Annotated in this window: 23 protein-coding genes; 19 read left to right on the top strand and 4 right to left on the bottom strand. The window is 71.1% G+C overall.

The genetic code is table 11. The annotated features are described in order from the left end of the window. Positions 1–546 precede the first annotated feature (546 nt). From ACSHXC_RS40315 to ACSHXC_RS40270, 10 genes are read left to right on the top strand one after another with little or no spacing between them, the layout of a single operon-like run. Positions 547–1,410 (top strand): conjugal transfer protein, encoded by an 864-nt coding sequence (locus tag ACSHXC_RS40315; protein ID WP_438296303.1) that lies wholly within the window; start codon positions 547–549, stop codon positions 1,408–1,410. After that, positions 1,407–1,739 (top strand): hypothetical protein, encoded by a 333-nt coding sequence (locus ACSHXC_RS40310; RefSeq protein ID WP_438296301.1) that lies wholly within the window; start codon positions 1,407–1,409, stop codon positions 1,737–1,739. Before ACSHXC_RS40315 ends, ACSHXC_RS40310 begins: the two co-directional genes overlap by 4 nt. After that, positions 1,736–2,347 carry a hypothetical protein gene (locus ACSHXC_RS40305; RefSeq protein WP_438296300.1) on the top strand — a complete coding sequence of 204 codons (612 nt, stop codon included), beginning with the start codon at positions 1,736–1,738 and terminating at the stop codon, positions 2,345–2,347. Before ACSHXC_RS40310 ends, ACSHXC_RS40305 begins: the two co-directional genes overlap by 4 nt. Beyond that, positions 2,344–5,028, top strand: coding sequence for an ATP-binding protein (locus ACSHXC_RS40300; RefSeq protein ID WP_438296299.1), 2,685 nt, complete (start codon positions 2,344–2,346; stop codon positions 5,026–5,028). Before ACSHXC_RS40305 ends, ACSHXC_RS40300 begins: the two co-directional genes overlap by 4 nt. Then, a complete protein-coding gene (locus ACSHXC_RS40295) occupies positions 5,025–5,384 on the top strand; it encodes a hypothetical protein (protein ID WP_438296297.1) in 360 nt (119 codons plus the stop codon). Before ACSHXC_RS40300 ends, ACSHXC_RS40295 begins: the two co-directional genes overlap by 4 nt. After that, positions 5,384–7,972 carry a hypothetical protein gene (locus ACSHXC_RS40290; protein WP_438296296.1) on the top strand — a complete coding sequence of 863 codons (2,589 nt, stop codon included), beginning with the start codon at positions 5,384–5,386 and terminating at the stop codon, positions 7,970–7,972. Before ACSHXC_RS40295 ends, ACSHXC_RS40290 begins: the two co-directional genes overlap by 1 nt. Then, complete coding sequence (locus tag ACSHXC_RS40285) at positions 7,969–9,135, top strand: NlpC/P60 family protein (protein WP_438296294.1); 1,167 nt, start codon at positions 7,969–7,971, stop codon at positions 9,133–9,135. The genes ACSHXC_RS40290 and ACSHXC_RS40285 overlap by 4 nt, the downstream gene beginning before the upstream one ends. Beyond that, entirely contained in the window at positions 9,132–9,803 is a 672-nt protein-coding gene (locus tag ACSHXC_RS40280; RefSeq protein WP_438296293.1) for a hypothetical protein, read from the top strand. Before ACSHXC_RS40285 ends, ACSHXC_RS40280 begins: the two co-directional genes overlap by 4 nt. Further along, complete coding sequence (locus ACSHXC_RS40275) at positions 9,779–12,412, top strand: ATP/GTP-binding protein (RefSeq protein WP_438296292.1); 2,634 nt, start codon at positions 9,779–9,781, stop codon at positions 12,410–12,412. The genes ACSHXC_RS40280 and ACSHXC_RS40275 overlap by 25 nt, the downstream gene beginning before the upstream one ends. A gap of 5 nt (positions 12,413–12,417) precedes the next feature. Continuing rightward, a complete protein-coding gene (locus ACSHXC_RS40270; RefSeq protein WP_438297083.1) occupies positions 12,418–13,335 on the top strand; it encodes a replication-relaxation family protein in 918 nt (305 codons plus the stop codon). Positions 13,336–13,403: 68 nt separating this feature from the next. On the opposite strand, the gene ACSHXC_RS40265 is transcribed toward ACSHXC_RS40270, so the two are convergent. Beyond that, entirely contained in the window at positions 13,404–14,690 is a 1,287-nt protein-coding gene (locus ACSHXC_RS40265) for a serine/threonine-protein kinase (protein WP_438296290.1), read from the bottom strand. Between the two features lie 503 nt (positions 14,691–15,193). Here ACSHXC_RS40265 and ACSHXC_RS40260 point away from each other — a divergent pair. The 9 genes from ACSHXC_RS40260 to ACSHXC_RS40220 are packed head-to-tail and all read left to right on the top strand — an operon-like array spanning position 15,194 to position 22,191. Then, positions 15,194–15,733, top strand: a complete 540-nt coding sequence (locus ACSHXC_RS40260; RefSeq protein ID WP_438296289.1) for a hypothetical protein — start codon at positions 15,194–15,196, stop codon at positions 15,731–15,733. After that, a complete protein-coding gene (locus tag ACSHXC_RS40255) occupies positions 15,727–16,602 on the top strand; it encodes an ATP/GTP-binding protein (RefSeq protein ID WP_438296287.1) in 876 nt (291 codons plus the stop codon). Before ACSHXC_RS40260 ends, ACSHXC_RS40255 begins: the two co-directional genes overlap by 7 nt. Positions 16,603–16,627: 25 nt before the next feature. Next, positions 16,628–17,335, top strand: coding sequence for an SAF domain-containing protein (locus ACSHXC_RS40250; protein ID WP_438296285.1), 708 nt, complete (start codon positions 16,628–16,630; stop codon positions 17,333–17,335). Next, positions 17,335–18,180: a hypothetical protein gene (locus tag ACSHXC_RS40245; protein WP_438296284.1), complete on the top strand. Its 846-nt coding sequence runs from the start codon at positions 17,335–17,337 to the stop codon at positions 18,178–18,180. Before ACSHXC_RS40250 ends, ACSHXC_RS40245 begins: the two co-directional genes overlap by 1 nt. Next, positions 18,170–19,651 carry a CpaF family protein gene (locus ACSHXC_RS40240; RefSeq protein ID WP_438296283.1) on the top strand — a complete coding sequence of 494 codons (1,482 nt, stop codon included), beginning with the start codon at positions 18,170–18,172 and terminating at the stop codon, positions 19,649–19,651. Before ACSHXC_RS40245 ends, ACSHXC_RS40240 begins: the two co-directional genes overlap by 11 nt. Then, positions 19,648–20,556 carry a type II secretion system F family protein gene (locus ACSHXC_RS40235; protein WP_438296281.1) on the top strand — a complete coding sequence of 303 codons (909 nt, stop codon included), beginning with the start codon at positions 19,648–19,650 and terminating at the stop codon, positions 20,554–20,556. The genes ACSHXC_RS40240 and ACSHXC_RS40235 overlap by 4 nt, the downstream gene beginning before the upstream one ends. Beyond that, entirely contained in the window at positions 20,553–21,437 is an 885-nt protein-coding gene (locus tag ACSHXC_RS40230; protein WP_438296280.1) for a hypothetical protein, read from the top strand. The genes ACSHXC_RS40235 and ACSHXC_RS40230 overlap by 4 nt, the downstream gene beginning before the upstream one ends. A gap of 56 nt (positions 21,438–21,493) precedes the next feature. After that, complete coding sequence (locus ACSHXC_RS40225) at positions 21,494–21,736, top strand: hypothetical protein (RefSeq protein WP_438296278.1); 243 nt, start codon at positions 21,494–21,496, stop codon at positions 21,734–21,736. Further along, positions 21,733–22,191 carry a pilus assembly protein gene (locus tag ACSHXC_RS40220; RefSeq protein WP_438296276.1) on the top strand — a complete coding sequence of 153 codons (459 nt, stop codon included), beginning with the start codon at positions 21,733–21,735 and terminating at the stop codon, positions 22,189–22,191. The genes ACSHXC_RS40225 and ACSHXC_RS40220 overlap by 4 nt, the downstream gene beginning before the upstream one ends. Positions 22,192–22,241: 50 nt before the next feature. Here the strand turns inward: ACSHXC_RS40220 and ACSHXC_RS40215 are convergent, their stop codons facing one another. The 3 genes from ACSHXC_RS40215 to ACSHXC_RS40205 are packed head-to-tail and all read right to left on the bottom strand — an operon-like array spanning position 22,242 to position 25,343. Beyond that, the gene (locus tag ACSHXC_RS40215; RefSeq protein WP_438296274.1) at positions 22,242–23,879 is read right to left on the bottom strand and encodes a hypothetical protein; all 1,638 of its coding nucleotides are present in this window, start codon (positions 23,877–23,879) and stop codon (positions 22,242–22,244) included. A gap of 59 nt (positions 23,880–23,938) precedes the next feature. Beyond that, on the bottom strand, positions 23,939–24,253 hold the full coding sequence (locus ACSHXC_RS40210; protein WP_438296273.1) for a helix-turn-helix domain-containing protein: 315 nt from the start codon (positions 24,251–24,253) through the stop codon (positions 23,939–23,941). A 4-nt stretch (positions 24,254–24,257) separates the two neighbouring features. Next, positions 24,258–25,343, bottom strand: coding sequence for a tyrosine-type recombinase/integrase (locus tag ACSHXC_RS40205; RefSeq protein WP_438296272.1), 1,086 nt, complete (start codon positions 25,341–25,343; stop codon positions 24,258–24,260). Positions 25,344–25,498: the final 155 nt, after the last annotated feature.

The raw sequence follows: 25,498 nt of genomic DNA, 5'->3' as shown, positions 1-25,498 counted from the left end.
GTTCCGCCGCTCATGAACACCCCCACGAACTGCGAGGTCTACACGGTCGGTGCGCAGTCATGCGGTGAGGGGCGTGGTGTGTTGGCCACCGTCGGCCCGCCGGACCACCCTGCGCAGTGCGCAACCAATCCGGCCCGGCTCCCTCCCCCGAGGGGATGGCTGCGCACGGTGCCGTTGGCTCCGCTCGCCATGTGTAGTCGGCTTCAGCTCACCTGGCCCGCCTGCGTGCGCACCGTCCGGCGCCCGAGGCAGTGCGCACCGCCGAGGTGCCCCCGGCACCGCACAGTTGCGGCCCACCGCGCGACCACCGACCCGAGAGCCGCCGTGGAGGGGGCGGTGGAGGGGTCCCTCCGCCACCCCCTCCACGGTTTTGTGGCCGCTTCGTGATCGTGGAGGGGGCTGATCGGTCGGCGAATCGGTCGGGGCTGACGGGTTTCGTCCAGGTAGCAACACATCGCTTCTACCTGGGAGTTTCACATGTCTCCTGCGACTGGGTCTTCGGGCGGCGAGGCGCCGCCGATGGCTGCGGGGGTGAGCCTTACCCGGATGCGCCGTCAGGTCCGGCTCGGCCGCTGGGGGGTGTGGGCCGCGCTCGCGTGCGGGCCCCTCGCCCTGGCCGTGGCGGCCATGCCGTCGCCGGCAGCGACGGCGGCGACGGCCCCGGCGCCGTCGACCAGCACGGTGCGCACTGCGGCGGCCGCCGACCCGTCCGGGTATGCCGAACTGTTCCTGGCGGCCTGGCTGCGCAGTGCCGCTTCGGATGAGAGCAGTGCGCAGGCGCGGCTCGCCCAGGCAATGGCGCCGTCCATTGCGCTGCCGCAGCCGGCGGGTGCGCAGTCGGTGCTGGAGCGCGCAGTGGCGGTGCGCAGTGCGCAGCACGAGGGCGGGCAGTGGTCGGTGACGGTGGCTGCGCAGTATGCCGACTTCTCGGTGCGCTACTTCGCGGTGCCTGTCGTGGCCGACGCGTCGGGGGGCTCGTTCACGGTCACGGGGGCGCCCGGTCAGGTGGCCGGCCCCGCGTCGGCGAAGGCGCCGGAGTCGGCGTACGGGGTGAATCTGCCGGCGAAGGGCGCCCTTGCCTCCACGGTCGCCGAGTTCCTGCGCACCTATCTCACCGGGCTCGGCGAGGTGGACCGCTATCTGGCTCCGGGGGTGAAGCTCGCTGCCCTGTCCGGGACGTCGTACACCGACCTCCAGGTCGAGCAGGCGAGCGCCATCGAGGAGGCGGCGGCCGCCGAGACGGTTCCGGCGGACGGCACCACGGCCCGGGTGCGGGTCCAGATCAAGGCCCAGGACAAGGCCGGGGCGTGGCCGCTGGCCTACGAGTTGACGCTCACCGCGCGGGCCGGCCGCTGGGAAGTCTCCGCCTTCGCCACCGCTTCGATCGCGGGCGGGGGTGGCCGGTCGTGAACACGGTGCACTCTGTGGTGCTGGCCGGGAAGCTCGATGACCTCGGCAACTCGTGGATCGACATGTTCACCACGTGGGGCACCCGGGGGCTGAAGGCCGCCCTGATCGTGATCGTCGTCGTCGAGATGGTGCGGCGGTTCTCCATCAAGGCGGGCATCGGGGCGCTGCTGCTGATGGCGATCGCGCTGGGGCTCTACGAGGCCCGCGACGATCTCGCGGGGATCTTCAAGGACCAGGTCAATAACCCCACCAAGAAGTCGGCCCCTGCCGTGGTGGTGCCCGTGCGTCCGCTGGATGCGACGTCCTCGGGGACGGGGGGCGGGCTGTGAGTACGAGCGCTGCTCCCCGCGTGGGGCGCTTCTATACGGCGGCCCGCCGCCACCCGTGGGTGCTGGGGAAGGTCGCAGATTTCAAGATTCCGCTCGGCCCGTACACGCCCGCGCAGATCGCGGTCGCGGCCGGCGGCGGGCTGCTGCTGGTCGAGACGGTGACGTGGTGGTCCTGGCTGGGGCCGCTCCCGCTGGCCGGGTGGGTGGTGGCGATCTGGGTGGTGCGCCGTCCGAAGTTCGCCGGGCGGGCGCCGCTTCCGGCGGCGGTCGGCTGGCTGACTCTGCTGACGCAGCCAGCCGCCGGACGCATCGGCGGCCACCCGGCGCGGGATCGCGCACCGCGTCCGCTGCGCGGCGGCTTCGTCATCGAGGACCTGGCCGACCTGAAGGCCGTGCCGGTTGCGCGGACCCGGCCGACTGGGCCCGCGAGGGGACGCCCGGAGCGGCCAGCGCGCCGGTCACAGAGGCCGGCGAAGCCTCGGGGACGGCGGCCGCAGCCGCGGTCGGCCACTCGCCGTCCGGAGGTGACGCGCCTGCGGGTGGCTTCACCGGCACAGCGCCTGATGGCCCAGGCCGCAGCGCGCCAGAAGCAGGGGAGTTCGTTGTGAGGGTGCCGATCCGTCATCTCGCCGGGCATCTGCTGTGGTCGGCCCAGGGCGGGGTGTGGGCCATCTACCGCCTTCACCCCGGACCCGACGCTCAGGGAGCACTCGCCGAGACGGTCCAGGGGACCTACGTGCCGACGCAGGTGCGCGAAGAACTGCTGTCCAAGGCCGCGCACTTGGTGCGCTCGCTGTCCGGGGCGCCGCGGCTGTACGGGCTGTGCGCCCAGGTCGATGCGGGCGAGGTCGCGCTGCGGATGCTGGAGGGGGTCGACCCGAAGGCGGGCAGCGCGGCCCGCCAGATGGGCCAGCATCCCTGGGCGGAGACCGCCGAGGCCGCGCTGGACCTGCTGGCAGGCCAGGAGATGCACCGCCGCACGCTGTGGCTGGCGGTGCCGCTGAACACCGAGAAGGGCGTGCTCACGTGGTCGGCCGGCGTCGGGGCGGTGTGGGCGGATCTGTCTTCTCAACTCGGTCTGGCCCCGGCCCCCGTCACCCGCCGCGAGGTGAGCGCCTACCGGCGCCAGGCCGAACAGGTCGAGGCGCAGCTGGCGGGTGCGGTGGCGTTCCGTCCGGCCCGCCCGGCCGAGGTGGTGTGGATGCTCCAGCACGCGCTGCGCCGCGGTCTGGCGGAGCCTTTGCTGGCCGAGGCGGAGTCCAGCGCCCTGTACGGCGGCCGTGTGCAGGAGGGTGAGCTGCGCTCGCCGAGTTACGCCGATCTCGGTCAAGTCCGCCTGCTGGAAGGCGGCATCGAGGAGGTCGAGAACGCCGCCGTCGACGACGAGGACGACGACCGGGATGCCGGTGGTGGGCGGCGCGGGCCCTGGTGGCGGCGCGGCACGTCCTCCCCGCTGCTGCGGCGCTGGCTGCAGGTGGAGACGGAGGACGGCTGCGGATACCAGGCGCACCTGGCGCTGGCCGAGTGCCCTCCAGCGGTCGGCGCCGACGCAGCCGATCTCTTCTCTCAGCTGGAGGGGCTGGCGTTTCCCGTCGACTACGTCGTGGACCTGACCCTGGTGCCGGCCGAGAAGGCCAAGGCCCAGGTGCAGCGGAAGAAGAACGAGCTCGTCGACCAGGCCGACCAGTACGACGCCCGTCCCACCGGCATGCCCTCCACTCTGGTGGAGGCCGCCCGGGATCTCGGCGAGCTCGATGCCCGCCTGTCGCGGACCTCCGTCGAGGTCGAGGTGCAGTCGGTCACCGTGCTCAGCGTATGGGCGGCCCGTGCGGCCGACTGCGACGCCCGCGCCCGGGCGCTGACCGCGCTGCTGGCCGGGGCGGACTACCGGGCGGTGCGCCCGGCCGGCCTGCAAGAAGCCCTCTTCACGCTCGGTCTGCCCGGCACTGTGCGGCCGCACACGGTCCGCGAGTTCGTCCAGCACCAGGTCTCCGAGGACTGGGCGATGAGCGGCGCCCTGACGCTCACCGAAGCGGGCGACCCGGACGGGATGCTGCTCGGGTTCGACCAGGACACCGGCACCACCCGGCCGGTCCTGCTGAACGTCGCGGATGCCCCCAAGGCGGATGCCTCCGCGTCCTTCGCCGTCACCGGGGACCCCGGCGGCGGCAAGAGCGTGCTGCTGAAGATGCTCACCCAGTCGGAGGTGGACCGGGGCGGTCGGGCGATCTGTATCGACCGCACCCCGCTGCGCGAATGGGCCACCTTCGCCCGCACCGCCGCCCCGGGCCGCTGCCAGATCATCGATGCCGCCGCAGCCGGGATCTCCATCGACCCGCTGCGCATGTTCCCCGGCACCACTCAGGGCACGCACTACGCGCTCAGCTACCTCACCCTCCAGCTCGGCATCGGGCCGATGACCGCGGCCGGCGGAGTCCTGCACCGGGCCGTGGAACAGGCCGCCCAGAGTGCCGCCCCGTCCATGCACCAGGTGACGGTCGAACTCCAGACGATGGCCGACGGTGGTGCGGGAGCCCGTCAGGAGGCCGCTGCCACGTTGGTGGACCTGATGCGGATCGTCTCCTCCAACCCGCTCGCCCAGATGGTGTTCGACCCGACGCTGCCGCCGGTCCGCCTGGAGCAGGACCTGGACTCGGACCTCATCGTGATCACCACCGCCGGGCTCACCCTGCCGCCTCAAGAGGCCTTCGCCCACCCCGAGGTGCTGCGCCAGCAGCCCCTGGAGGCATTGATCGGCCGGGCGGTGCTGTATCTGATCGCGGCGCTCGCCCGGCAGACCGCGTTCGCCGACCCGAGCCGGTTCTGCGCCATCGTCGCGGACGAGTTGTGGTGGCTGACCGGCTCCGCCGAGGGCACCGCGCTGATCAGCGAGATCCTCCACGACGGCCGCAAGCACAACGGCGGGCTGTTCGCCGGCGCCCAGGACGAGAAGGAACTCGGCCCGGACCGCGGCCTGTTCGCCTACCGCGCGCTCGCCCGCACCCAGGATCACAAGACCGCCCGCCGTGGCCTGGAGTTCATCGGACTCGACAGCACCGATCCCGAGCTGCTGCGGATCGTCACCACCGATCTCTCCCCCCTGCGCGACAAGAGCCGCAAGGGCGAAATGCTGCTGACCGCGCCACGCCTGAACACCTGCCGCGTCAAGGTCGCCATCCCCCGCCTGCACCGCATCCAGTCCGGCATCACCACCACCCCCGGCCAGCCCCCCACCCCCGCCACAGCCAACCTCACCGCGGCCAACACGGCGAAGGAGCAGGTGGGATGACTACAAGCGAATGGGACCGTTCCCGGCGCCGGGCCCAGACCGTCGGCACCCTCGCGGTCCTGACCGCCCTGGCCGCCGTCCTCACAATGTTCGCCACGGTCGGCGTCCCCGATGCCTGGTGGCCCCAGATCGGTTCCGCGTTCGCGGACAGCCCGCACCCCACCCCGTCCCCGGCGCCCGCCGATCCATGTGCCCTGATCACCGGACCGGCCAAGGACTCCTGCACCCACGCCCCCGCTCCCTCCGGCGCACGCCAGGACGGGACGGGCGCAGCAGATGTCTGGCGGCTGGCGGTACCCGCCGTCGGACTGGTCCTCGTGTACGCGGTGCGCTCCAGCGGCCGGCGGGGGCGCTGATGCGGCATCTGGATCGCGGCCGCCTGCGGGCCATCGGCTTCACGGTGGTCATCACCGTGGTGTTCCTGCTCGTCAACGCCCAGGTCGCACACGCCGCCGAGACCAGCGGCGACATGCTCTCCCCGCTCAACATCACCAGCTCCGAGGGCGTGCCCATCGACGGCTACGAGCTGTCGGCCGAGGGCGGCAGCGTCTTCTCCTTCAAGTCCAACGCGTACGCCTTCGTCATGTCGGGTCTGTTCACTCTGCTGCGACTGGTGGTCGGCCTGGCGTGCTGGGCGATCGAGTTCGCCTTCAGGTTCCCGCTGCTCAAGATGCTGGCCGACCCGGCGCAGAAGGCTGCCGACGCCTACAACCACGCCGTCGTCGACAGTCTCGGCCTGAAGGGGCTGCTGCTGGCCTGGGCGTTCGTGTTCGGGCTGATCCTGTTCGTGCGCGGCAAGGCAGGCAAAGGCCTGGGCGAGATCGCCCTGACCCTGGTGATCGGCGCGCTTGCCGCGTCCGCGTTCGTCCGCCCCGACTACCTGCTCTCCCAGAACGGGCCGCTCGCCCAGACCGAGCAGGCCGCCGCCGAAGTCGCCCGCGACACCGTCAACTCCCACTACTGGGGCGGGAAGATCGCCAGCGATCAGGGGCCGTGCAAAGGCATGGCCGGCCGCGCCGAACTCAAGTGCCTCCAGATCGAAGGGGCCAAACCGCTCTCGCCGTCCGAGGTGGCCCGCCCGATCCAGGACTCCCTCACCAACGCCCTGGTCGTCAAGGGCTACATGCTGCTGGAGTACGGCCGCGTCCTGGACCCCGCCAAGGACGCCGACAAGAAGGCCTACGCCCTCCACCTCAAATGGGTCTCCGGCGGCTACAAGCCCGAGAACCAGCCCAAGAAGAACAAGGACGCCTGCAATCTACTCCGGGGACCGGCCCTGAAGTACTGCGAGCAGGGAGCCGCCGGGCAGGTCACGGGCCCCGACGCCGACCAATTGCCCGGACTCACCACCGGCGATGCCCTGCTGCAGGCGTCCCAGCCGGTGCTCACCGAGGAAGACCAGCAGTTCGCCGCCTTTCTCAAGGACCTCAAGGACCAGGGCGGGCCGGTCGGCAAGGCCTGCGCCGAGTACGCGGCGAAACCGACCGGCTGGCGCACCGCGGGCGCCTTGATGCTGTTCATCGCGTCGCTGCTGATCTGTGCGATCCCGTTGTCCGCGTCGGTGGTCCTGCTCGGCACCCAGGCCGCTGACGCCGGCGCGGCCGCGGTCGGCGGCGTCTCCTTCGTGTGGGGGATGCTGCCCGGCCCCAGCCGGCAGGTGGTGTGGAAGTGGGCCGCCGTCTTCGTCATGTCGGTCGCGGTCATGTTCCTGTGCTGCATGTTCCTGCCGTTCTACGGCATCGGCGTGGACGTGATCTTCACCGACGGCCCCGAGCTGCCGGCCGAACGCCTGCTGGTCCTGGACGTCCTGGGCATCGCCGGACTGGCCTTCCACCGCACCCTCATGCGGGGGATCTCCTCCTTCGGGCAGCGTCTGGCCATCCGGATGCGCTACGCGAAGGTCGGCGGCACGCACCTGCCCGGCGACACCTCGGAGATCGGCGCCGCCCTGGCCGTGCACTCCACCGGAGGAGCCGGGTTCGGAATCGGTGGGCTGCGCTCCCTGGCGCTGTCGGGTTCCTATGGCCAACTCGGCACCCGGCACCGTCTGATGGCTTCCCTGGCCTCGCTGGTGGACGGGACGGGCATGCCCGTCGACTCCGGCCGGCTGCTGGCCGACGCGGGGGCCGAGGCCTCCCGAGGCCTTGCGCCGCTCGCTCTGGCCGCCACCGGGCTTCGGCTCGGCGCCCGCGGTGCCTGGGGGCTGGTGGTGGGCCGCCGTCCGGACGACACAGCACTAGAACGGTGGCGCAAGCCCACCGGCGATGTCGACAGCGCGGATACGGAAGGGGAGGTGGGCGCAAGGGGCCGGACGCGTCGCCGGGGGCCCGCAGACCGCTACCGGGATCCGGACGGAACCATCGCCGATCGGGAGTCGGGAACCCTGCTGCACGACCAGCACCAGGACCGCACCCTGCTGTCCACCCGGGCCCACAACCGTCTCGTGCGGCTGCGCGGCTACCGGATCCTGCATCGCACGGGACGGATCGCGTACGGCTCCAGCTGGGGCCTGCCGGAGAGCATCCGGCGCGGCCGCGGACACGGCTCGCGTTACACCCAGGACGCCCGCCAGCAGGTGAAGGTCTGGGGCAACACCGTCCGCGAGGACGGCCGGGCCTGGGCGGCTGCCGGCAGTACCGCCGCCCAGCGGCTGCGCGAGGAACCCAGTGACCGGGGCGCGCCCGCTCCCTTCACCGGCCGGAGCCTGCGCTCGGCGACCCCGCGCAGCGGCCTTCCCTCCCCGCCCTCCGTGCCGCCCACTCCCCCCGCGCCCCCGGCTCCGCCGACCGCGCCGCCCCCCGGGGCCGCCCCGGATCCGGCAGCGATGCGGCGCCGGATCATCGACCGGCTCGGGGCCGGGGATCCGCCCGAGGCGCGCCGCCGCGTCCAGGACGAGATGCGCCGCCGCTTCGGCGACCCGGACGCGGGAGGTGACGGCGGATGAGACTGCCGTCTCTGCCCCGCCCCCGGCGGGCCAAGTGGGCTGTGCTGCTCACGCTCGTGCTGTTCACCGCGGTGTGCTGCGCCGCCCCGCTCGCCGGGACCCTCAACGCGCTGGCCGCGCTCGCCGCCACGCGTCCCACCACCAGCAACGACCCAGGAGGCGGCACCAGCGCCGACATCCCGCCCCGAATGCTCCAGGCCTACCAGAAAGCTGCATCCCTCATCGGGCACGAAGTACCGGGCTGCCGGGGCCTGGACTGGCCGGTCCTCGCCGGCATCGCGAAGATCGAGTCCAACCACGCGGCCGGGCACAGCATCGCCGCCAACGGCGACATCACCCCGCGCATCTACGGCGTGCTCCTCAACGGCTCGGGGGTCGGCGGCAACACCACCGCGGTCGCCGACAGCGACCACGGACGGTGGGACGGCACCGCGCAGGGCGAACGAGCCGTCGGCCCCTTCCAGTTCCTGCCCTCCACCTGGGATGACAGCGCGGGCCGCGACGCCAACGGCGACGGTGTCAAGGACCCGCACAACGCCGACGACGCCGCCCTCGGCGCCGCCGTCTACCTGTGCGGCAACGGACGCGACCTGAAAGATCCGGCCCAACTCCGCTCGGCGATCTTGCAGTACAACCACTCCGGCACCTACGCGGACGAGGTCCTCGGCTGGATCCACCAGTACCGGGCCGCCACCAAGAGCAGCACCGATCTGAGCCACGTGACCGGGAATGCGCGCACCGTCCTCGATGAAGCCCTGTCCCAACGAGGCGTCCCCTACTCCTGGGGCGGCGGTGACGCGTCGGGCCCCACCACGGGGATCTGCTGCTCGCCCAGCGGAAGGTCCGGGGCCAGCATCACCGGCTTCGACTGCTCGGGACTGACCCTGTACGCGTACGCCAAAGCCGGTGTCCGGCTGCCGCGGACCGCGGCCGAGCAGGCCGGAGCCGGCCGGCGCATCCCCGCCTCGCAGGGACAGAGCGCGCTGGCGCCGGGGGACTTGGTGTTCTACGCCTATGCCCCGGGCCGGGACTCGACGATCTACCACGTCGGGATCTACGCGGGCAACGGACAGATGATCAACGCCCCCCGCCCTGGAGCCTCGGTACGCCTGGACGCCGTCGATGCCATGTCGGGATTCGCGGGAGGGACCAGGCTGCTGTGAACTCCCCACACCCGCAGCCTCACAAGCCGCGTCCCGTCTGGCCGCTCGCCCTGTCCACCGCACTGCTGGCCTGCGGCGGTCTGGCCCTGCTGCTGCCTTCTCCTCATCCAGCAGCCCCCGTCACGACAGCCACCCGCACGCAGCCCTCGCCGACCGTGACGCCCCGGCATCCAGCGGAGTCACACCGCACGGGCCCGCTCATCACATCCTCCGCTGCCCCGTCCCGCGCGGCCTCCCCCTCCCCGAGCACCACCGCGCTGTCGGCCGTCCCACCACGCGGCGACGGCCCGGCCAGTGATCCGGCCATCCAGCAACTCCTGGACCAGTCCTGGCCCCGCGACCTGCCCAAGGGCGACGAGCAGCAGCTCCTGGCGACCGGACGCCAGCTCCTGGCAGCCGATGCGAGCGGCGTGGGCCGCGACGCGTTCCCGGCCCTGTTCCCGCCCGGCGAACGGAGTGTGGTGGTGCCGGCTTTCACCCGCATCCGCGTCCAGGCCGCCATCGCCCGCACCGACCCCGCCCACCCCAACCGGGCGGTGGTGCACCTGGTGTGGGCGGGCGCCGACCGCGGCGGCACCTACACCGACGGACGCCTGGCCGACCTGTCCTTCACCCGCACTCCCTCACCGAACGGAGCGACCGTATGGATGCCCATACCGCTGTCCTGACCCCACCGCCGACACCGACGCCGACTGCTGCGGGACCCGTCCTTGGCGCTCTCCATCAGCTTGTCGGCTGCGTCGAGTGGATCACCGATCATGCCTGGCTGCCGCTCCTGGTCCTGGTGACCGCCGCGGTGGCCGGCGAACATGTCGTACGCCGCCTGGCCGCGCGCGTCTCCCAGGAGCGCATGGCTCTCGACCTGGCCCCGGCACGGCACTTCGACCCCTCCGCCGAGGAGATCCTGCGCCGCGGCATCGAGCTAACCCGGGCCTCCACCTCCATGCCCTGGTGGGCACCGCGGCGCGCCAAGGCCGTGCGGATCCGGCTGCGCGCCGACGGCGCCAGCCCCCTCACGTACCGGGTCGAGGGGCCGGTCGGTGCCGAACGGCTGCTGTCGACCACGCCGTTCGGCCCGCACGTCAAGGTGACCAAGGCCGCCCCGCTGGCGGACAAGCAGCGCAAGCACGAAGTGCGGGCGGAGTTCATGCTGCGCGGCAACCCGGTCGCCACCCTGCGCGACGTCCCGCTCGACCCGGACCCCCTGCAGCCGCTCGTGGACGCCGTCGCCGACCTGCGCGCCCACCTCGGCGACCTGGCCGAACTCTGCATCGACCTGCAGCGTGCCCCCAAAATGGTGCTCAAGGCGCGCCGGTGGCAGCTGCTGGATGCCGCCCGGCGCAGCGAGCGGGGCGAGGCCACGCGTCTGACCCGCTGGATGCACCTGGATCACCAGCGCCTGGAGGATTCCTGGCTGTTCCAGTTCAGCCAGATACTCACCCCGGACGGCCGCCGGTCCCGGGAGGGCGGACGCATGGTCATGACGCCGCCGCCGGTCCGGGTGGATACCGCCAAGGCCTTCGGCAAGCTCGCCGAGGACAGCCACCTGGTGCGGGTGCAGATCCTGGTGCGCTGCGCCTCCGACACCACGGGCCGCGCCGAGGCTCATCTCGCCCGGATCCAGGCCGCCATGGATGTGTTCGGCGGCTCGGCCCGGTTCGCCATAAAAGGATGGCAGATCGGGCCGTGGCGGCTGGGTGCCGACCGCTTCCCCCACCGCAAACGGTTCGACCAGCGCTGGAGCACCGGGCAGTGCCAGCCACCCAGCGCCAACTGGGTCCAGCTGACCGAGCTCCTCGGTCTCCTGAAGCCGCCCACCGTCCACTGCCGGCTCCCGCTGCTCCCCGCCGACCTGCCGTCCTTCGCCTTCGACGATCCGTCCCTGCTGTTGCAGGGCTTGTACCAGAGTCCGGACGGACGGCGCCGCCTGGTGGCCACCCACGCAGCCGAGACCCTCTTCGAGGTCGCCGTGGGCAAGGCGGGCGGCGGCAAGACCGAACGGGCCCTGGCCCAGGCGATCGCCCTCGCGCACGCCGGCGGCGGACTCCTCTTCGTCGACCCGCACCGCGACTCCTGGAAGCGCGGCGCCCCCTACCTCGCCCACGACCACATCATGAGCCGCATCGCACGGATCGACCTCAAAGCCACCGGACCCGACTCACTGATCAGCTCCTGGAATCTGATCGGCATGCACCACGGGCGGGCCCGGCACGAAGTCGTCGAGGACACCGTCGACGCGTTCGCCTCCGCGTTCACCTGGGACGACACCAACGCGCCCCGCGCGATCGCCATTTTCACCCAGGCCCTCACCGTCCTGACCGCGATCAACGAACTGGCCTGCAAGGCTCAGCGCCCCCACGACCAGGCCACCATCTTCCACGTCCGCGCCCTGCTCACCGACGCCGACTTCCGTACCAGCGCTCTTAGCGCCCCGCGCGACCACTTGGACGAGGAGTCGCGGGCCTGGTGGCAGAGCGTCTTCCCCACCCTGCCTACCGACTCCTTCAACGTCCTCCTCAACCCGCTCACCCGGCTCGCCGCCAATCCCGTCACCCGGGCCTTCCTCGGCCAGGGCCACGGTGTCTACAACATCCGAGCCGCCATGGACGCTCAGATGATCGTGTGGGTGTGCACGGACGGCAACGGCCCCACCGACAGACTCCTCATCGCCCTGCTCGCCCGGGACCTGCTGCGCGCCGGCCGCTCCCGCACCGACCTTCCCGAACACCAACGCGTCGCGTTCCGGGTCTACCTGGACGAGCTCATCACCCTGACCGGCACCGCCGCCGAGTCCATCGCCGCGATGTTCGAAGACCTACGCAAGTTCCGCGTCCACATCCACGGCATGACCCAGATCCTGGCTCGACTCCCCCTCTCCGTACGCCAGTCGCTGCTCCAGAACGCCTCCACCCTGTCCACCACCACCGGCTCCCGAGCCGCGGTCTCCGCCATCACCGAGGAATGGGGCGACCGGCCCAGCCCCGCTCACGTCGCCAACCTCGACCGCTACGACCACTACGCCCAGTTCACCGTCGACGGCCGCCGCATCGGCCCCCTCCTCCTGCACGGCCCCCTGCTCGACGTGGTGTTCGACGATCTCCGCGAGTCCGGCAAAGTCCGCGCCCTGGAAGCGGCCGCCGACCGCATGGCTGGGGCCCTGCCCCTGTCCGACCTCACCGCCCGCGCCGCCGCCCAGCAGCAGCGCGTCCAGACCTTCCTCCGTGAGCACGCCCCCGCCGTCGTCCCGCTCACCAAGTCCACCAAGGAGTTCCAATGACCGATATGCCGCCCCCCGGCGACAAGAGGGCAGTGCCCGCATTCGTGCCCAGCCCGGTCGAACCGCTCCCCCACCAGCTGCTCGCCGCCCTGGCCCAGCACCGTATGGCCACCACGCAACAACTCCAGGACCTGCTGCGACCCCAGGCCGCCCGGCAGTCCATCTCCACCCCACTCAACCGGCTACACAAGGATGAATTGATCGGCTACACGGCGCTGCCCAACTCCCACGGCAGGCGCGCCTGGTTCCTCACCCCGGACGGGGCCCGCATCACCCGCGACTGGCCCCAGCTGCGCGGCCGGCCTCCCTACCCGATCACCTCGGCCTCCGCTGCCTCGATGAAGACACCGCACGTCCTGACGGTGGTCCGTGCCCACCTCGCCTTCGTCGGTGACGCGCGCCGCCGCGGCGACGAACACGGCCACCTCGACTGGACTCCCGAGGTCGCCCACTCGCTCGGGGACGGTGAGCGCGTCATCGCCGACGCGCTGATGTACTACGTCCTGCACGCCGGTGACGGCGGCCGCACCAAGCTCCGTGCCCTGGTCGAAGTCGACCGCGCCACCACCAGCAGCGAGCGCCTGGCCACCAAGCTCATCGACTACGCCCGCCTGCACACCTACACCCCCAGTCCACCCGGGCGCCGCGCCACCCAGGCGAACACGCCGCCGGCCTGGCAGCGCTGGTACCCCGTCTTCCCCCGCGTCCTGTTCATCCTCACCGGTGCCAGCCCCACAACCCTCGTCCACCGCATCGAGGACCTTCAGGCCATGACCGCCGAACACCCAGCCGTCGCCCAACTCGCACGAACCGTCCCGCTCGGCGCCGCGACCCTGGACGACCTCGAACAGCACGGCCCCACCGGGCCCGTGTGGACCCCGCTCAACGGGCAGGGTGAACGCCGCTCCTGGACCGAGTTGTGAACGGGCCCCGAAGCCGCGCTCCGTACGCACGCGCCCCGTTCCTGGCCGCGACCGTCGGAGCCTTCGGCCTACAGGTTGCTGATCTTCCGCATCGGCGCGTAGCGCAGCAGGAGGCGACGCTCGCCGTAGCGCGGCCCGAACGCGACCAACACCTGACCAATATCTGGGACTTCCAGCACCGTGCCGATCCCGAACATCGCGTGCTCGACCACGTCCCCTGGGGCCAACCGCTCATCCACCCGTGGGCCGGGGGCCCGTCCACGGCTCCCACGGTCGCGCATCCGGCGGCGTTCACGGTGCGCATCGAGGGCCTGCTGCCCGACCGGGAAAGCCGGCCCGGCGAGATCGGTCGCCTCCAGCACGGGCACGCCGCCCGTCGACCACCAGGCGATGTCCACACCGGTATCGGCATCCGCGGCAGGCACCGGCGGCGAATCCGCCACTGGTGCAGGGAGCAGAGTGGAAGGGGCGGGCGGGGCGCTCACCGTGGTCTGTTCCCACCACAACGGCCCGCGCCCGGTGCCGACCGGATCCATCGGGGCCCGGGCCATGGCACCAGAGGCGAGCGAGGCGAGCAGGTCGTCGGGCGAGGGCCGCTGGTGCGGCTGTTTCGCCAGACAGCGCTGGAGTGCGGGCCGCAGTGCCGGCGGCAGGCCGGTCAGGTCGGGCCGGTCGTGCACCACGCGGTAGAGCAGCGCGTGCGCGGTACCGGTACCGAACGGGCCGTGCCCGGTAGCGGCGTAGCAGAGCACCGCACCCAGAGAGAAGACGTCGCTGGCCGGTGTGATAGCCAGTCCTTGGGCTTGTTCGGGCGACATGAAGCCGGGGGTGCCGATCGCGGCGCCGAGCGTGGTGAGCGCCGGGCCGTCGCTCAGCGCCCGGGCGATCCCGAAGTCGATGATGCGCGGCCCGTCCCGCGTGACCAGGATGTTGCCCGGTTTCAGGTCGCGGTGTACCAATCCGGTGCGGTGGACGGCGGCGAGGGCCTCGGCCAGCCCCGCGCCCAGGTCCCGTACCGCGGACTCGGGCAGCGGACCGTCCTCAGTGATCAGGGACGCGAGATCGGGGGCATCCACGTAGACGGTGGCCACCCACGGCACCGCGGCCTCCAGGTCCGCGTCGACGACGGAGGCGGTGTAGAAGCCGCTGATGCTGCGGGCTGCCTCGACCTCCCGCCGGAAGCGTTCGCGAAAGCCGCTGTCGCCGGTCAGTTCGGGGCGCACCGTCTTCACGGCGACGGTGCGGCCGCTGCGCGAGCGGGCGAGGTAGACCGTGCCCATGCCGCCGCTGCCGAGCCGCGCCCGCAGCGTGTACGGGCCAATGTTGGCTGGATCTCCCGCATCCAGCGGCTCCATCGCGCACCCCCTTGCGTCCCGCGGCTGCCCGACAGGGTCTCACGGGCCCTGTCGGCCTGCTCCGCTACCGGTGCAACTCCTGCCAGGGAAGTGGCAGTTGAGACAACCGTCTGGATTCCGCATATGCCATCACCTGTACGGACAGTCACCCCCTGTCATTGCGCCAGAGCAGGGGTTTCCGGCCCGGCTGATCGGCTGCACCCCGACTGACCAGTGACGAAGTTAGGACCGAAACGTACCGAACTGCGCCGCATAGCTACCGGAACAGCATGGCTTCTTCACGGAGCGTGGCGCTAGTGTGCCTCTCTACGGCAAAACCGGAAGACGCTCCTCACACGTAACTGTGTTTCCACATCAAGGGGTTGTTCCGGGCTTCATGTTCCAGAACCAGGCAAGCGAGACCCAACGCGCCATACGGGGAGGACCAGTTGATCCTCGCACCACGACGTCACCGTCACACCACGGCCTTGCGCTGGCGGGCCGCTGCTGCCTCAGTCGCCGCCTTGGTCCTGCTGGGCGCCTGCAGCGGTACCAAGGACGACAAGAGTTCGGACAAGAACCCCAGCACGGCTGTCACACCGTCGACCGCGCCGCGCCAGACGTCGCCGAGCGCATCTGCGGATGCCACCGAGAAGGCGGCCGTCCTCGCGTCGTACAACGCGATGTGGGTGGAGCAGATGAAGGCCTACCGCAAGGCCGATGCCGCGGGCACCGACCTGGAGAAGTACGCCACGCTGGATGCTCTGGGCCGGTTCCGCATCGACCTGGCCCGGATGAAGAAGGCCGGCACGGCGGTCACGGGGGAGCTCGGCCACACCCCTGCCGTGGCATCGCTCAATCTCTCAGCGAAGACACCGACCGCCCAACTCACCGACTGCATGGATCTGTCCAAGTCGCAGACCATCGACACCCGGGCCGACAACAAGGTGATCCCCTATCCGACCGCTCAGCCGTTGCGGTACATCGCCACGGCCACGGCCGAGAAGTGGCCGAACGGATGGATGATCACCAAGTTCGTGCCGGATGGGAGCCGCACATGCTGAGAAGGCTGCTCAGTTCGGCTCCCGTCGCGCTGCTGCTGGCCGCAGGTCTCACCACGGCCGCCCACGCGGGCGAGGACCCCATCGGCAATGACCCCAACTGCCGGGGGCAGTGGCTGGCGGTCACGACGTGCGCCCAGGACCCCGGCACCCCGTCGACTTCCGGCGGGAGCAACCACCAGGCATCGTCCACCGCCGAGACCGGTGGGAGCAGCACTCCCCCGCCGTGCACCTACACCAAGCTGGTCCCGCAGCCCCCGGCGGACAACTTGGGCTGGGACGGGCACAAGCCCGGCGACAAGGGTGCGGTGTATCAGGTGTACTGCCCGGACACGATGCGGATCGGGGTGTCGTGGATCCCGGACGGCGGCCCTGCGGCGCCTCCGGTCGACCCCGAGGTCCTGGCCCACCGCGCGGTCGATTCGATGAAGCTGGTCGGACCGGACATCGCCAGTCCGCAGGCGGCGGGCTCGTACGCGGTCGGGGTGCCGATGTGGCTGTGGGTGAACCAGTCCCCCACCACGTTCGGTCCGAACACGGCGACCGCGTCCGCGGGCGCGGTGACGGTGTCAGCGACCGCAAGGGTCGCCTCCATCACCTGGAAGTTCGGTGACGGCACGTCGGTGACCTGCAATGGCCCCGGCACCGTGTACCAGGCGTCGTCCGGGATGAAGCCGTCGCCGACGTGCGGCCACACCTTCGCGAAGTCGTCGGCTGGACAGTCCGGCCAGAAGTTCGCGCTGGCGGCGACTTCGACGTGGCAGGTCGACTGGACGGTCACGGCCGGCGCCGTGGACACGGGCCAGTTCACCGAGGTCCGCCAGTCCCAGAGTCAGGTCGGGGTCGGGGAACTCCAGGCCGTCGGCAACTGAGTGTGAGAGCGAAAGGCGTTACAGCGTGAGCAAGACGGCAGCGCCCGCCTCAGCGGCGGGCCAGATTCCGGCGCAGCCTGGCCCGCCGTCCCTGCGGTGGCAGGCGAGGCGCCGGCGTCCGGGGGTGCTTGCCCTGGCCGCGGCACTGATCGCGGCGGGCGCGGTGGGCAACTACTGGTATTGGACGCAGAACGGCCAGCGCACTCCGGTCCTGGTCATGGCCCGGGACGTGGCCGCGGGCACGGTGATCCAGGACGCGGACCTGGCGGAGGCGTCGGTGGCGCTGGATCCCGCGCTCAAGGCGATCGGGACGGGGCAGCGCGCGCAGGTGGTCGGCAAGCGCGCCGCTGTCGAACTGCTGCCGGGTGCGCTGCTCGCGCCGGGGCAGATCACCAGCCGCACGCTGGTGCGCCAGGATGAGCAGCTGGTCGGGCTGAACCTGAAACCGGGGCAGATGCCGGATTCCCCGCTGAAGCCGGAGGACCAGGTCCAGGTCGTGTTCACCGGCGACAGCGGTGCCACCACGCCGGGCAAGAACGGCAAGCCGGGCCAGGACAGCGGCCCGGCCACCGTGGATGCACGGATCGTCCGCGTGGGCACCAAGCAGGACAGTACGGGCCAGCAAGTGATCGACGTAGCGGTCAAGTCGGCGGACGGGCCGCGGTTGGCAGCTCAGGCCGCGGCCGGGACGGTGGCGCTGGCTGTGAAGGCGGCGAGCGGGGCCGGTTCCTGATGGCGGTGATCGCTCTAGTGGGGGTGCCGGGCTCGCCCGGCGTGACGTCGACGGCGCTGGGCCTGCTGCGGATGTGGCCGGTGGAGCACGGCCGGCGGGTGCTGCTGGCCGAGTGCTGCCCGGACGGGGGCGCCGTGCTGGCGGGGGCGTTGCAGAGCAGGCTGACGGCCGACCGCGGCCTGCATAATCTGGCCGCCTCCCGTCGCAGTGTCAGTCTGCAGGACGCGTTCTGGACCCAGCTCGTGCGCATTTCCGACGAGGACCGGCGTGATGACCCCACCCGGATGCTGCTGCCCGGTCTGACCAGTCCGTCGGAGGCCGCCGGGCTGGCACCGGAATGGGGGGCGATCGCGGATCTGTTCGTCGGGATCGACCGGATCGAGGAGCACGGTCATGACGTGCTGGTTGACCTGGGGCGCAACGGGGCCTTCGGTCCGGCCCGGGTGCTGGCCCAGCGTGCCGATCTGGTGCTGCTGGTGATGCGCAGCACCTTGCGCAGCCTGCACATGGCCGCCGCCCGCGCCAGGATGCTCACCGCGCTGCTGGACGGCGAGGGCCGGCGCTCGGGGCGTCTGGGGGTCCTGCTGATCACCGAGGGGCCGTATGGGGCGCGGGAGGTGGAGGAGCACTTGCAGGTGCCGGTGGTGGCAAGTCTGCCGTTTCGGCCGCAGGAGGCCGCCGTGCTGTCCGATGGCGCCGCGGAGGGCAAGCGGTTTCGGGAGAGCAAGCTGATGCGGGCCGTCCTGGACGCCTCGACCCCGATCCGGCAGCGAGTGGCCACCCAGCGCGCCCGCCTCGCCTCGCCCCTGCACCAACGGTTGATGGGAGGCCCCGATGCACGCTGAACCGGTCTACAACGGAGAGCCCTATCCCCCGCGTCCGCCGGCCGCCCCTACCGGACCGGCGGCGCTGCCCGGCGGGCGTGCGGGCGCAGCTCTGCCGCGCATGGTGGGCCAGGGGGCGGTGCCCCAGGTGCGGATCGACTACCGGGCGGCGCAGGAGATCAAGCGGATCGTCGTGGATCAGCTCCTGAAGGAGAAGAAGAGCAATCCGTCGCTGGCCGGGGAGGCGGAGGAGCAGCGTGGCCGCGCCCTGATCAATGAGCAGGTGGCGATCTGGGCGGACGCGGCCGGCCGCGGGGGCGGCTACTCCCCTCCGGAGGAGCGGGAGCTGGCCGGACTCGCCTTCGACATGTGTTTCCGGGCCGGGCGGCTGCAGCGCTACCTGGACGACGACCTGGTGGAAGACATCTGGATCGAGGGCCCGCACCAGGTGTTCCTCAAGTACAGCGACGACGCGGAGCCGGTCCAGGTCACGCCGGTCGCCGATTCCGAAGACGAACTGCAAGAGCTGGTTCGGGACTTGATCCGGGCCAGTGGGCAGAGCGGGCGCACGTTCTCCACGTTCAGCCCGGAGGTCGAGCTGCGCCTCAAGGACGGCTCCCGGGTCCAGGCCCTGGGCCCGGAGGTGACCGGTGAGTTCACGCACGTCGCGATCCGCCGCCACCGCCTCAAGGACGCCGACCTGGCCAAGATGGTCAGCCTGGGTGCGCTCGATGAGCAGATGGCCGACTTTCTGCGCGCCTGTATCCGGGCGCGGCGCAACATCATCTTCGCCGGGGAGCAGTCCTCGGGCAAGACGTCGATGCTGCGGGCGGTGTTGCGGGAGATTCCCGCGAGCGAGCGGTTCGGCACGTTGGAGACGACGTTCGAGCTGTGGGCCCACAAGAACGGCTACCACCAGCATGTGGTGCCGATGGAGGCCCGTGCCTCCAACGGGGAGCGGGTGGACGGCCGGGCGGCGGGCGAGATCACGCTGCTGGACCTGCTGAAGAGCGCGAAGCGGATGTCGCTGACCCGGGTGGTGGTCGGGGAGGTCCGCGGTGAGGAGATCACCGCGATGATGCAGGCGATGACGTCGGACAGGCCCGGCAATATGTGCACCATCCACGCCTCCGAGCCCGAGGCGGTCTTCGACCGGATCGCGGAGCTGTACCTGCTGGCGCAGTCCAACTTCACGCCGGAACTGGCCTACCGCCAGATCGCGAACGGTCTGCATTTCGTGGTGTTCTTGTCGGTCGATGAATCCGGGCCCGTCAAGCGGCGCTTCGTCTCGCACATCTGGGAGGTCAGGCCCGTGGGTCCGGACGGCCGCCCGACCTACAACGAGATCTACCGGCCGGCCAGCGAGTGGGACCTGCGGGCGGTGCCGTATGCCCCGCTGTCGGTGCGCAACCGGCAGAGACTTCAGGGCGCGGGCCTGCGCATGGACCTGGTGGCGCAGCCTTCTGCCTGGCCGCACGAGGTGGGTGCATGATCACCGGATGGTGGTGGGCGCTGTCCGGGGCGCTGCTCGGCGGCGGTCTGGTGGCCCTGGTGGCCGGGCTGGCCGGTACGACCACGCCCAAGGGGCCCGGGCTCTTGGCCGGTTGGCGCCAGCGGTCCCGGTCGGGTCCCGCCGCCCTCAACGCGGCCCGCCGCCGGGCCCTGTTCGCTGCGGCGCTGGTGGCCGGGGTTGGGGTGTGGCTGGTGAGCGGGGTGTTCGTGGTCGCGTTGATCGCGGCCGCCGCGGTGGTGGGCGTGCCGTGGCTGACGGCCCCGGTGGCGGCGACCAAGGAGCAGCTGGCCAAGCGGGACGCGCTCGCCGAGTGGACGCAGCGCCTGGCGGAAGTACTGCGCCTGGGCGTCGCGATCGAGCAGGCGCTGAGGACCAGCCGCCGTCATGCTCCCCAGGCGCTGGAGGGGGAGATCGAGGAGCTGGTCGACAAGGTGGATGCCGGGTGGCCGCTGGGCGAGGCGGTGGAGGACTTCGGGCGCGCGCTGGATGACCCGACGGCGGACAAGGTGTGTGCCGCACTGAAGCTGTCGGTCACCGACCCCGGACCGGGTCTGGCGCAGGCGATGCAGGACATGTCCGCGTCCCTGCGCGATGAGGTGACCGCGCGTCAGAAGATCGAGGCGGAGCGGGAGAAGTCCCGCACCGTCGTGCGCACGCTCACCTTCATCACCCTGGCTCTGGTGCCTTTGGGCTTCACCGTCCCCCAGATCACCAATGTCTTCGCGACGCTGCTCGGCCAGCTGGTCCTGGGCCTGCTCTCGGCGGCGTTCGTCGCCGTGCTGGTGTGGTCGCGCAGTTACGCCAGCCGCGGCCGCACCGCCCGGGTCCTGATTCCTGACCCGCGCAGCCCCGTCAAGCCGCCCCGGATGGAGGTCGCCCCGTGACGACAACCGCGGTCGTGGCGCTCTTCGGCTGTCTCATCGGCGCGGGCCTGGCCCTGGTGGTGCGGGAACTCGCCCCGGCGCCGCCCAAGTTGGGCCCGGCCCTCAAACGGCTCAGCCCGCCCGCCCCGACGGCCGGGACCGCGCGGCCCGAGCAGCGTGCGGACAGTCTCGTGGGCGCGTGGCTGGTGGCCCGGGTACCGGCGCCGCTGCCGAGGGCCGACCTGGATCTGCTGAACCAGCCGGTCGAGCAGTTCCTGCTGAACAAGGTGCTGCTCGCCTTCGTCGGGCTGGTCCTGCCGTCCGTGCTGAGCGCGGCCTGGATCCTGCTCGACATCACGCTGCCGCTGTTCGTGCCCGCGGTGGCCGGCGTCCTGGCCGCCGCCGTGCTGTGGTTCGTGCCCGACCTCATGGTGCGCCGCGATGCCGCCCGGGCGCGGGAGGAGTTCACCCACGCCGTCACCGTCTTTCTCGAACTGGTCGCCCTGCGCCTGGCCTCCAACATCGCCGTCGACCAGGCCCTGGAAGAAGCAGCCCGGGTCGGCACCAGCTGGTCGTTCGTGCGGCTGCAAGAAGCCCTGCTGCGCGCCCGGATGGAGAAGATCTCTTCCTGGCAGGTGCTGGAGGACCTCGGCACCCAGCTGAAGATCCCGGTCCTGCGGGACGTCGCGGACTTCGCCCAGATGTCCGGCAAGGACGGCGCCTCCATCTACGCACCCGTCCGGGCCCGCGCCAAGAGCACCCGCGATGAGCAGCTGTCCAACGCCGTGGCCAAGGCGAACGCCGACAGCGAGAAGATGCACATCCCCGGCGCCGTGATGTGTGTCCTCGTCCTGTGCCTGCTCGGCTTCCCCGTGGTGCTGAAACTGTTCGCGCTGTCCTGACGGCAGGGCCACCTCACGCCCGCCCATCCCCCCTATTTGTGTAAGGAGAACAAGCCGTGAAGGACACCTACTTGAAGGCCGGCGTCGCCGTGTCGCTGCTGACCGGCAAGGTGCGCGCACACCTCAACGAGGCGTACGAGGAGATGAGCGAGCGCGGTGAGCGCGGCGACAATCCCGTGGTGACCGTGCTTTTGTGGGTCGCGGGCATCGGCATCGCCCTCAGCATCGTCGCCGCGCTGGTCGCGCTCGGCACGAAGGCGTCCACCAAGGTGGACAACGTGGACCTCGACAGCAAGTGAACGCACCGCACACACCCTGGGGAGAGGACCGGGGCTCGAACCCGATCCAGATGGCCATCATCTACCCCTTCGTGATCATCCTGATCCTCACCCTGCTGCAGGGGATCATGTGGGCGTACGCCCGCAACGCCGCCTACAGCTCCGCCCGGGCCGGCGTGGCGGCCGGCCGGCTGTACGGGGCCACCCCCGGCGACGGGGCCGCCAAGGCGAAGCGCGTGCTCGACGAGGTGGGCTCCAGCCTGCTCACCGACCGGACGGTGTCCACCGACGGCAGCACGCCCGAGCGGCTGCGGGTCCGCGTCGATGCACAGGCCCTCTCGATGATTCCGGGCATACCGGGGATCCATGTCCAGGCCACCGTGTCCGGGCCCATCGAGCGGTGGACCACGAACCCCGGTGGGTTCGCGAATTCCGACGGTGCGGGTGTCGGGAACCTGGGTGGGGGTGCCCCGTGACAGGGGGGTTGAGAGCCTTGGGTTCGCGAACCGGCGCGGTGCCGCGGGCCTCAGACATCGTTGGTGGCGGTCGAGGACAGTTGCGGTTCGACGGTCTGGGTGTAGCGCAGAGCGGCTGGGACGGACAGGCCGAAGAGGGCGCAGATGCGTCGGACGTCTCCGCCGGTGGCCTCGACTTCGTCGAGGATGCGGTCGGTGCGGATGACGCGAGCGGAAGTGCCCAGGACCAGGCCGAGCCAACGGCCGCCGACGGGTTGGACGCCGAGTGCCGTGCGCTGGTGAACGAACAAGTGTGGGTTGGCGGTGTTGGGCCAGGTCCGGTTGCGATGGTCGAGGTAGGCGCTGATGCGGACACGGACCGGCTCGGCGAGGACGACGGTGCGGTCGGGCAGGTGGAGGCGCCCGTCGTGGATGTTGGTGAGCTGCAGAGCACGGATCTGTCCGGCGCTCAGCGCGTGGAAAGCGAGCAGGGCCGTCATCGCGGCCCTGGCAGGGTCAGGGGAGAGCAGGTTGTCGCGCAGCATCGGCAGGCTGGCGGGCAGAGGGGTGCGACTGGGTGGATGTCCGACGGGCATGTGCACGGTGGGGTCCGTGAAGATCACATGGTGTCGGTGCAGGGTACGGAACACGGATCTGAGCCCGGCGATGGTGTGGTGGGCGTCGAGGCTGGGATCCCGCAGAGCGATGCGGATGCGTGCTGGGGTGATCTCGCGCAGGGACTGGATGCCGGTGGCGGCCCAGGTGCGGATGAGGGGCATCGCGTAGCGCAGCTCGACGCGAACGGTGTTCTGCGAGCGGGCCAGGCAGCGGGGCGTCCGATCGTGGCCGTGCCAGCGGATGTTGAACCAGGTGCGCAGATCCGAGGCCATGGCCTGGGGCAGGCCCTCGATCTGCCGCGCGAACCACGTCTCGATGGCGGGCGTGCGGTCGTCGTCAACAAGGCCGTAGCGGTCGAGGAACTCGTGCAGGATCCGCGCCGGGAGATGGATCTCGGGCAGCTGGTAGATCAACGTCGCGGGGATCGGTGCCCCCATGGTGTCCTGCAGGGCGAGCAGGACCTGCAGCCCTTGACGGGCCCGCTTGCCGGTCCGGGCACTCCAGCCGTGGGTCGTGGCGTAGTCGACGAGTTCACGCCCCAGGCGTCGGGCCACGGCGGGCTCGAGCGGGGGAGGAAACCCTGCGCGGCGCCCGGCCCGCAGATCACGGGGCAGCTCGAACAGCGTGAGCTGGCGGTGCCCGAGCGGGCGCAGGGCCACTTCCGGCGGAGCCAGCACTGGCCGGGGGCGCTGTGGTTCACGTCCCTGGTGCAGGTTGGCGAGGAACAGTTGCTGTCCGTGCCGGGTGGCTTCGGCGAGGGTTACCCGCTGGCGCTGCCAGCGGCGCATGACGACCTGACGCCAGCACAGGCGACAGGCGCCGTCATCGTTGACGGGGACCTCTCGGCGGCAGATGACGCATGTACCCAGGGGGAACTTGGTGCGCCACGAACGGCAGCCCCAGCAGCGCCACTTGTGCTTGCGGATCACACCCCAGGCCAGGCAGTCCCGGTAGGAGTCGGGGAGTTGCGGGGACCAGGGATGGCAGCGCTCACACAGCCCGGCGGAGTAGTAGCCGGTTACGGAACCGCACCGCGAGCAACTCGGCGGCACAAATGGGCCGCCGGGCAGGCAGTCGTAGCAGAAGTCCACGCGCGGCCTGGACCAGGCAACGGGCGCCTGGCGACAGCCGGGACAAGTACGGGGTTTGCTCATGCCGGCGGAAGGGAGCGGTGGCGGCCAAAGCGCGGCATCGTGGGCGGTCGGGCCGCTTGTGCATCGGGCGCGGAGGGCCGACGGGCGGCGACCTTGTCGGGCTCGCGGATCAACAGGGCCGCCGGATCACACTCCAGGACCGCACAGAGCACGTCGAGGTCGTCCAGGCGGATGGTAGTGGGCGTGCCGGTCCACAGCGCCGACATCTTCCCGGCACTGATGTCGAGGCCGGCCTCTGACAGGCGGCGGCGCATCTCGGTGGACTTCCAGATGCCGCGCTCCGCAGCCTTCATGCGCAGATTCCAGCGCACGCGATCACCTCGTCCCTCCCAGCAGACGGGTGGCCACCCGGTCATTGGCATCCGCCCAGGCGTGCTCGATGTGCTCGTCGCAGACATGGACGTAGCGGGTGGTCGTCGACAGCCACTCATGGCCGAGCAGTTCCTGGATGGCCTTCAGATCCAGGCCGTGGGCGTACAGGCTGGAGGCGCAGAAGTGCCGCAATCGATGGGGCGTCAGCTGCCCCTGCCAGGACGGCAACCACGTCTTCACTGCCTGCTCCAGACCCGAGCGCAGGGCATCCGTGCCGGCGCGCAGGCACCGGCCCGTATCCGCGTCACGGCGCTCACTGGGCAGCAGCGGCGCGTCCGGGTCGGCCCAGTCCTCGCCGAACTGATGACGCACTTCGCGCACCCACCAGTCCAGAAGCAGGTCCACGGAGTTGATCGCGGGAACGAGGCGGGGCTTGGGACCGCGGCCCCGGCTGCCCTTGCCGAACCGGATGTGGAGCTTGCCGTGCTCGCCCAGGTCCCGACGCCAGTCCCGGTTGTCCAGCATCGCCGTCTCCTGGATGCGCAGCCCAGCCCGCCGCCACAGCGAAGCCGCGAGATAGTCGCGTGCCGCGGGCAAGAACTTCCGCGTACCAGCCAGGGAATCCCGCCAGGCGGCGAACAGCCGCTCGGTCTCCTCCTCGGACGGCGGCACCCGGACGGTCGCGTAATCGGCGGCGGAAGGCCGGTTGAACTCGTCGATCGGCTGGCTGATCACGTAGCCGGTCAGCGCATGGATCTCCGCCTGGTAGCGGCCCACCGCGAACGTGTAGAAGCGGCTCAGAGCTCCAGCCTTGTCCGCGACCGTGCTCCGGGCATGTCGACGCTCATGGCGGAGGTAGTGCAAGAACCGGTCGGCGTCCTCGGCACTGGCGGTCCACACCGGGCGTCCAAGGAAGCGCAGGAACTCAAAGACCATGGCGCGGTCACCACTGATGTAGGAATCGCAGCATCCAGCGGCGGCAGCGGCGAGCGCGAACCGGTCCAGCAGCTCTTGCTCGAAGTCCTCAAGCTCCTCGGAGGTCTTCGTCCCACGAACCGAGCTGAGCGATCTCACTACCGCCAGGGTCATGACTGCCTCACTTCACTGTCAGCGCCACAACTCCCGGTATACCGACGGACCTTCACCAATCACGAGAGACGACCGGAATTGCCCGGAGTCCACATGAACCCATGCCGACCTGCGCACCCCTGCTGTCAGGAGCTGTCCTCTCATGACGAACCCAC

The organism is Streptomyces sp. HUAS TT7 (assembly GCF_051550175.1).
Taxonomy (GTDB): Bacteria; Actinomycetota; Actinomycetes; order Streptomycetales; family Streptomycetaceae; genus Streptomyces.
Note: the sequence above shows the minus strand (reverse complement) of the source record. Positions and strands in the feature narration are given on the sequence as shown.

Bases quoted from the DNA above. Each gene is read 5' to 3' on its own strand.
- ACSHXC_RS40235 (WP_438296281.1), top strand. From the start codon at position 19,648: ATGATCACCGGATGGTGGTGGGCGCTGTCCGGGGCGCTGCTCGGCGGC.
- ACSHXC_RS40245 (WP_438296284.1), top strand. From the start codon at position 17,335: ATGGCGGTGATCGCTCTAGTGGGGGTGCCGGGCTCGCCCGGCGTGACG.
- ACSHXC_RS40275 (WP_438296292.1), top strand. From the start codon at position 9,779: ATGGATGCCCATACCGCTGTCCTGACCCCACCGCCGACACCGACGCCG.
- ACSHXC_RS40270 (WP_438297083.1), top strand. From the start codon at position 12,418: ATGCCGCCCCCCGGCGACAAGAGGGCAGTGCCCGCATTCGTGCCCAGC.
- ACSHXC_RS40265 (WP_438296290.1), bottom strand. From the start codon at position 14,690: ATGGAGCCGCTGGATGCGGGAGATCCAGCCAACATTGGCCCGTACACG.
- ACSHXC_RS40295 (WP_438296297.1), top strand. From the start codon at position 5,025: ATGACTACAAGCGAATGGGACCGTTCCCGGCGCCGGGCCCAGACCGTC.
- ACSHXC_RS40285 (WP_438296294.1), top strand. From the start codon at position 7,969: ATGAGACTGCCGTCTCTGCCCCGCCCCCGGCGGGCCAAGTGGGCTGTG.
- ACSHXC_RS40240 (WP_438296283.1), top strand. From the start codon at position 18,170: ATGCACGCTGAACCGGTCTACAACGGAGAGCCCTATCCCCCGCGTCCG.
- ACSHXC_RS40205 (WP_438296272.1), bottom strand. From the start codon at position 25,343: ATGACCCTGGCGGTAGTGAGATCGCTCAGCTCGGTTCGTGGGACGAAG.
- ACSHXC_RS40315 (WP_438296303.1), top strand. From the start codon at position 547: ATGCGCCGTCAGGTCCGGCTCGGCCGCTGGGGGGTGTGGGCCGCGCTC.
- ACSHXC_RS40290 (WP_438296296.1), top strand. From the start codon at position 5,384: ATGCGGCATCTGGATCGCGGCCGCCTGCGGGCCATCGGCTTCACGGTG.
- ACSHXC_RS40255 (WP_438296287.1), top strand. From the start codon at position 15,727: ATGCTGAGAAGGCTGCTCAGTTCGGCTCCCGTCGCGCTGCTGCTGGCC.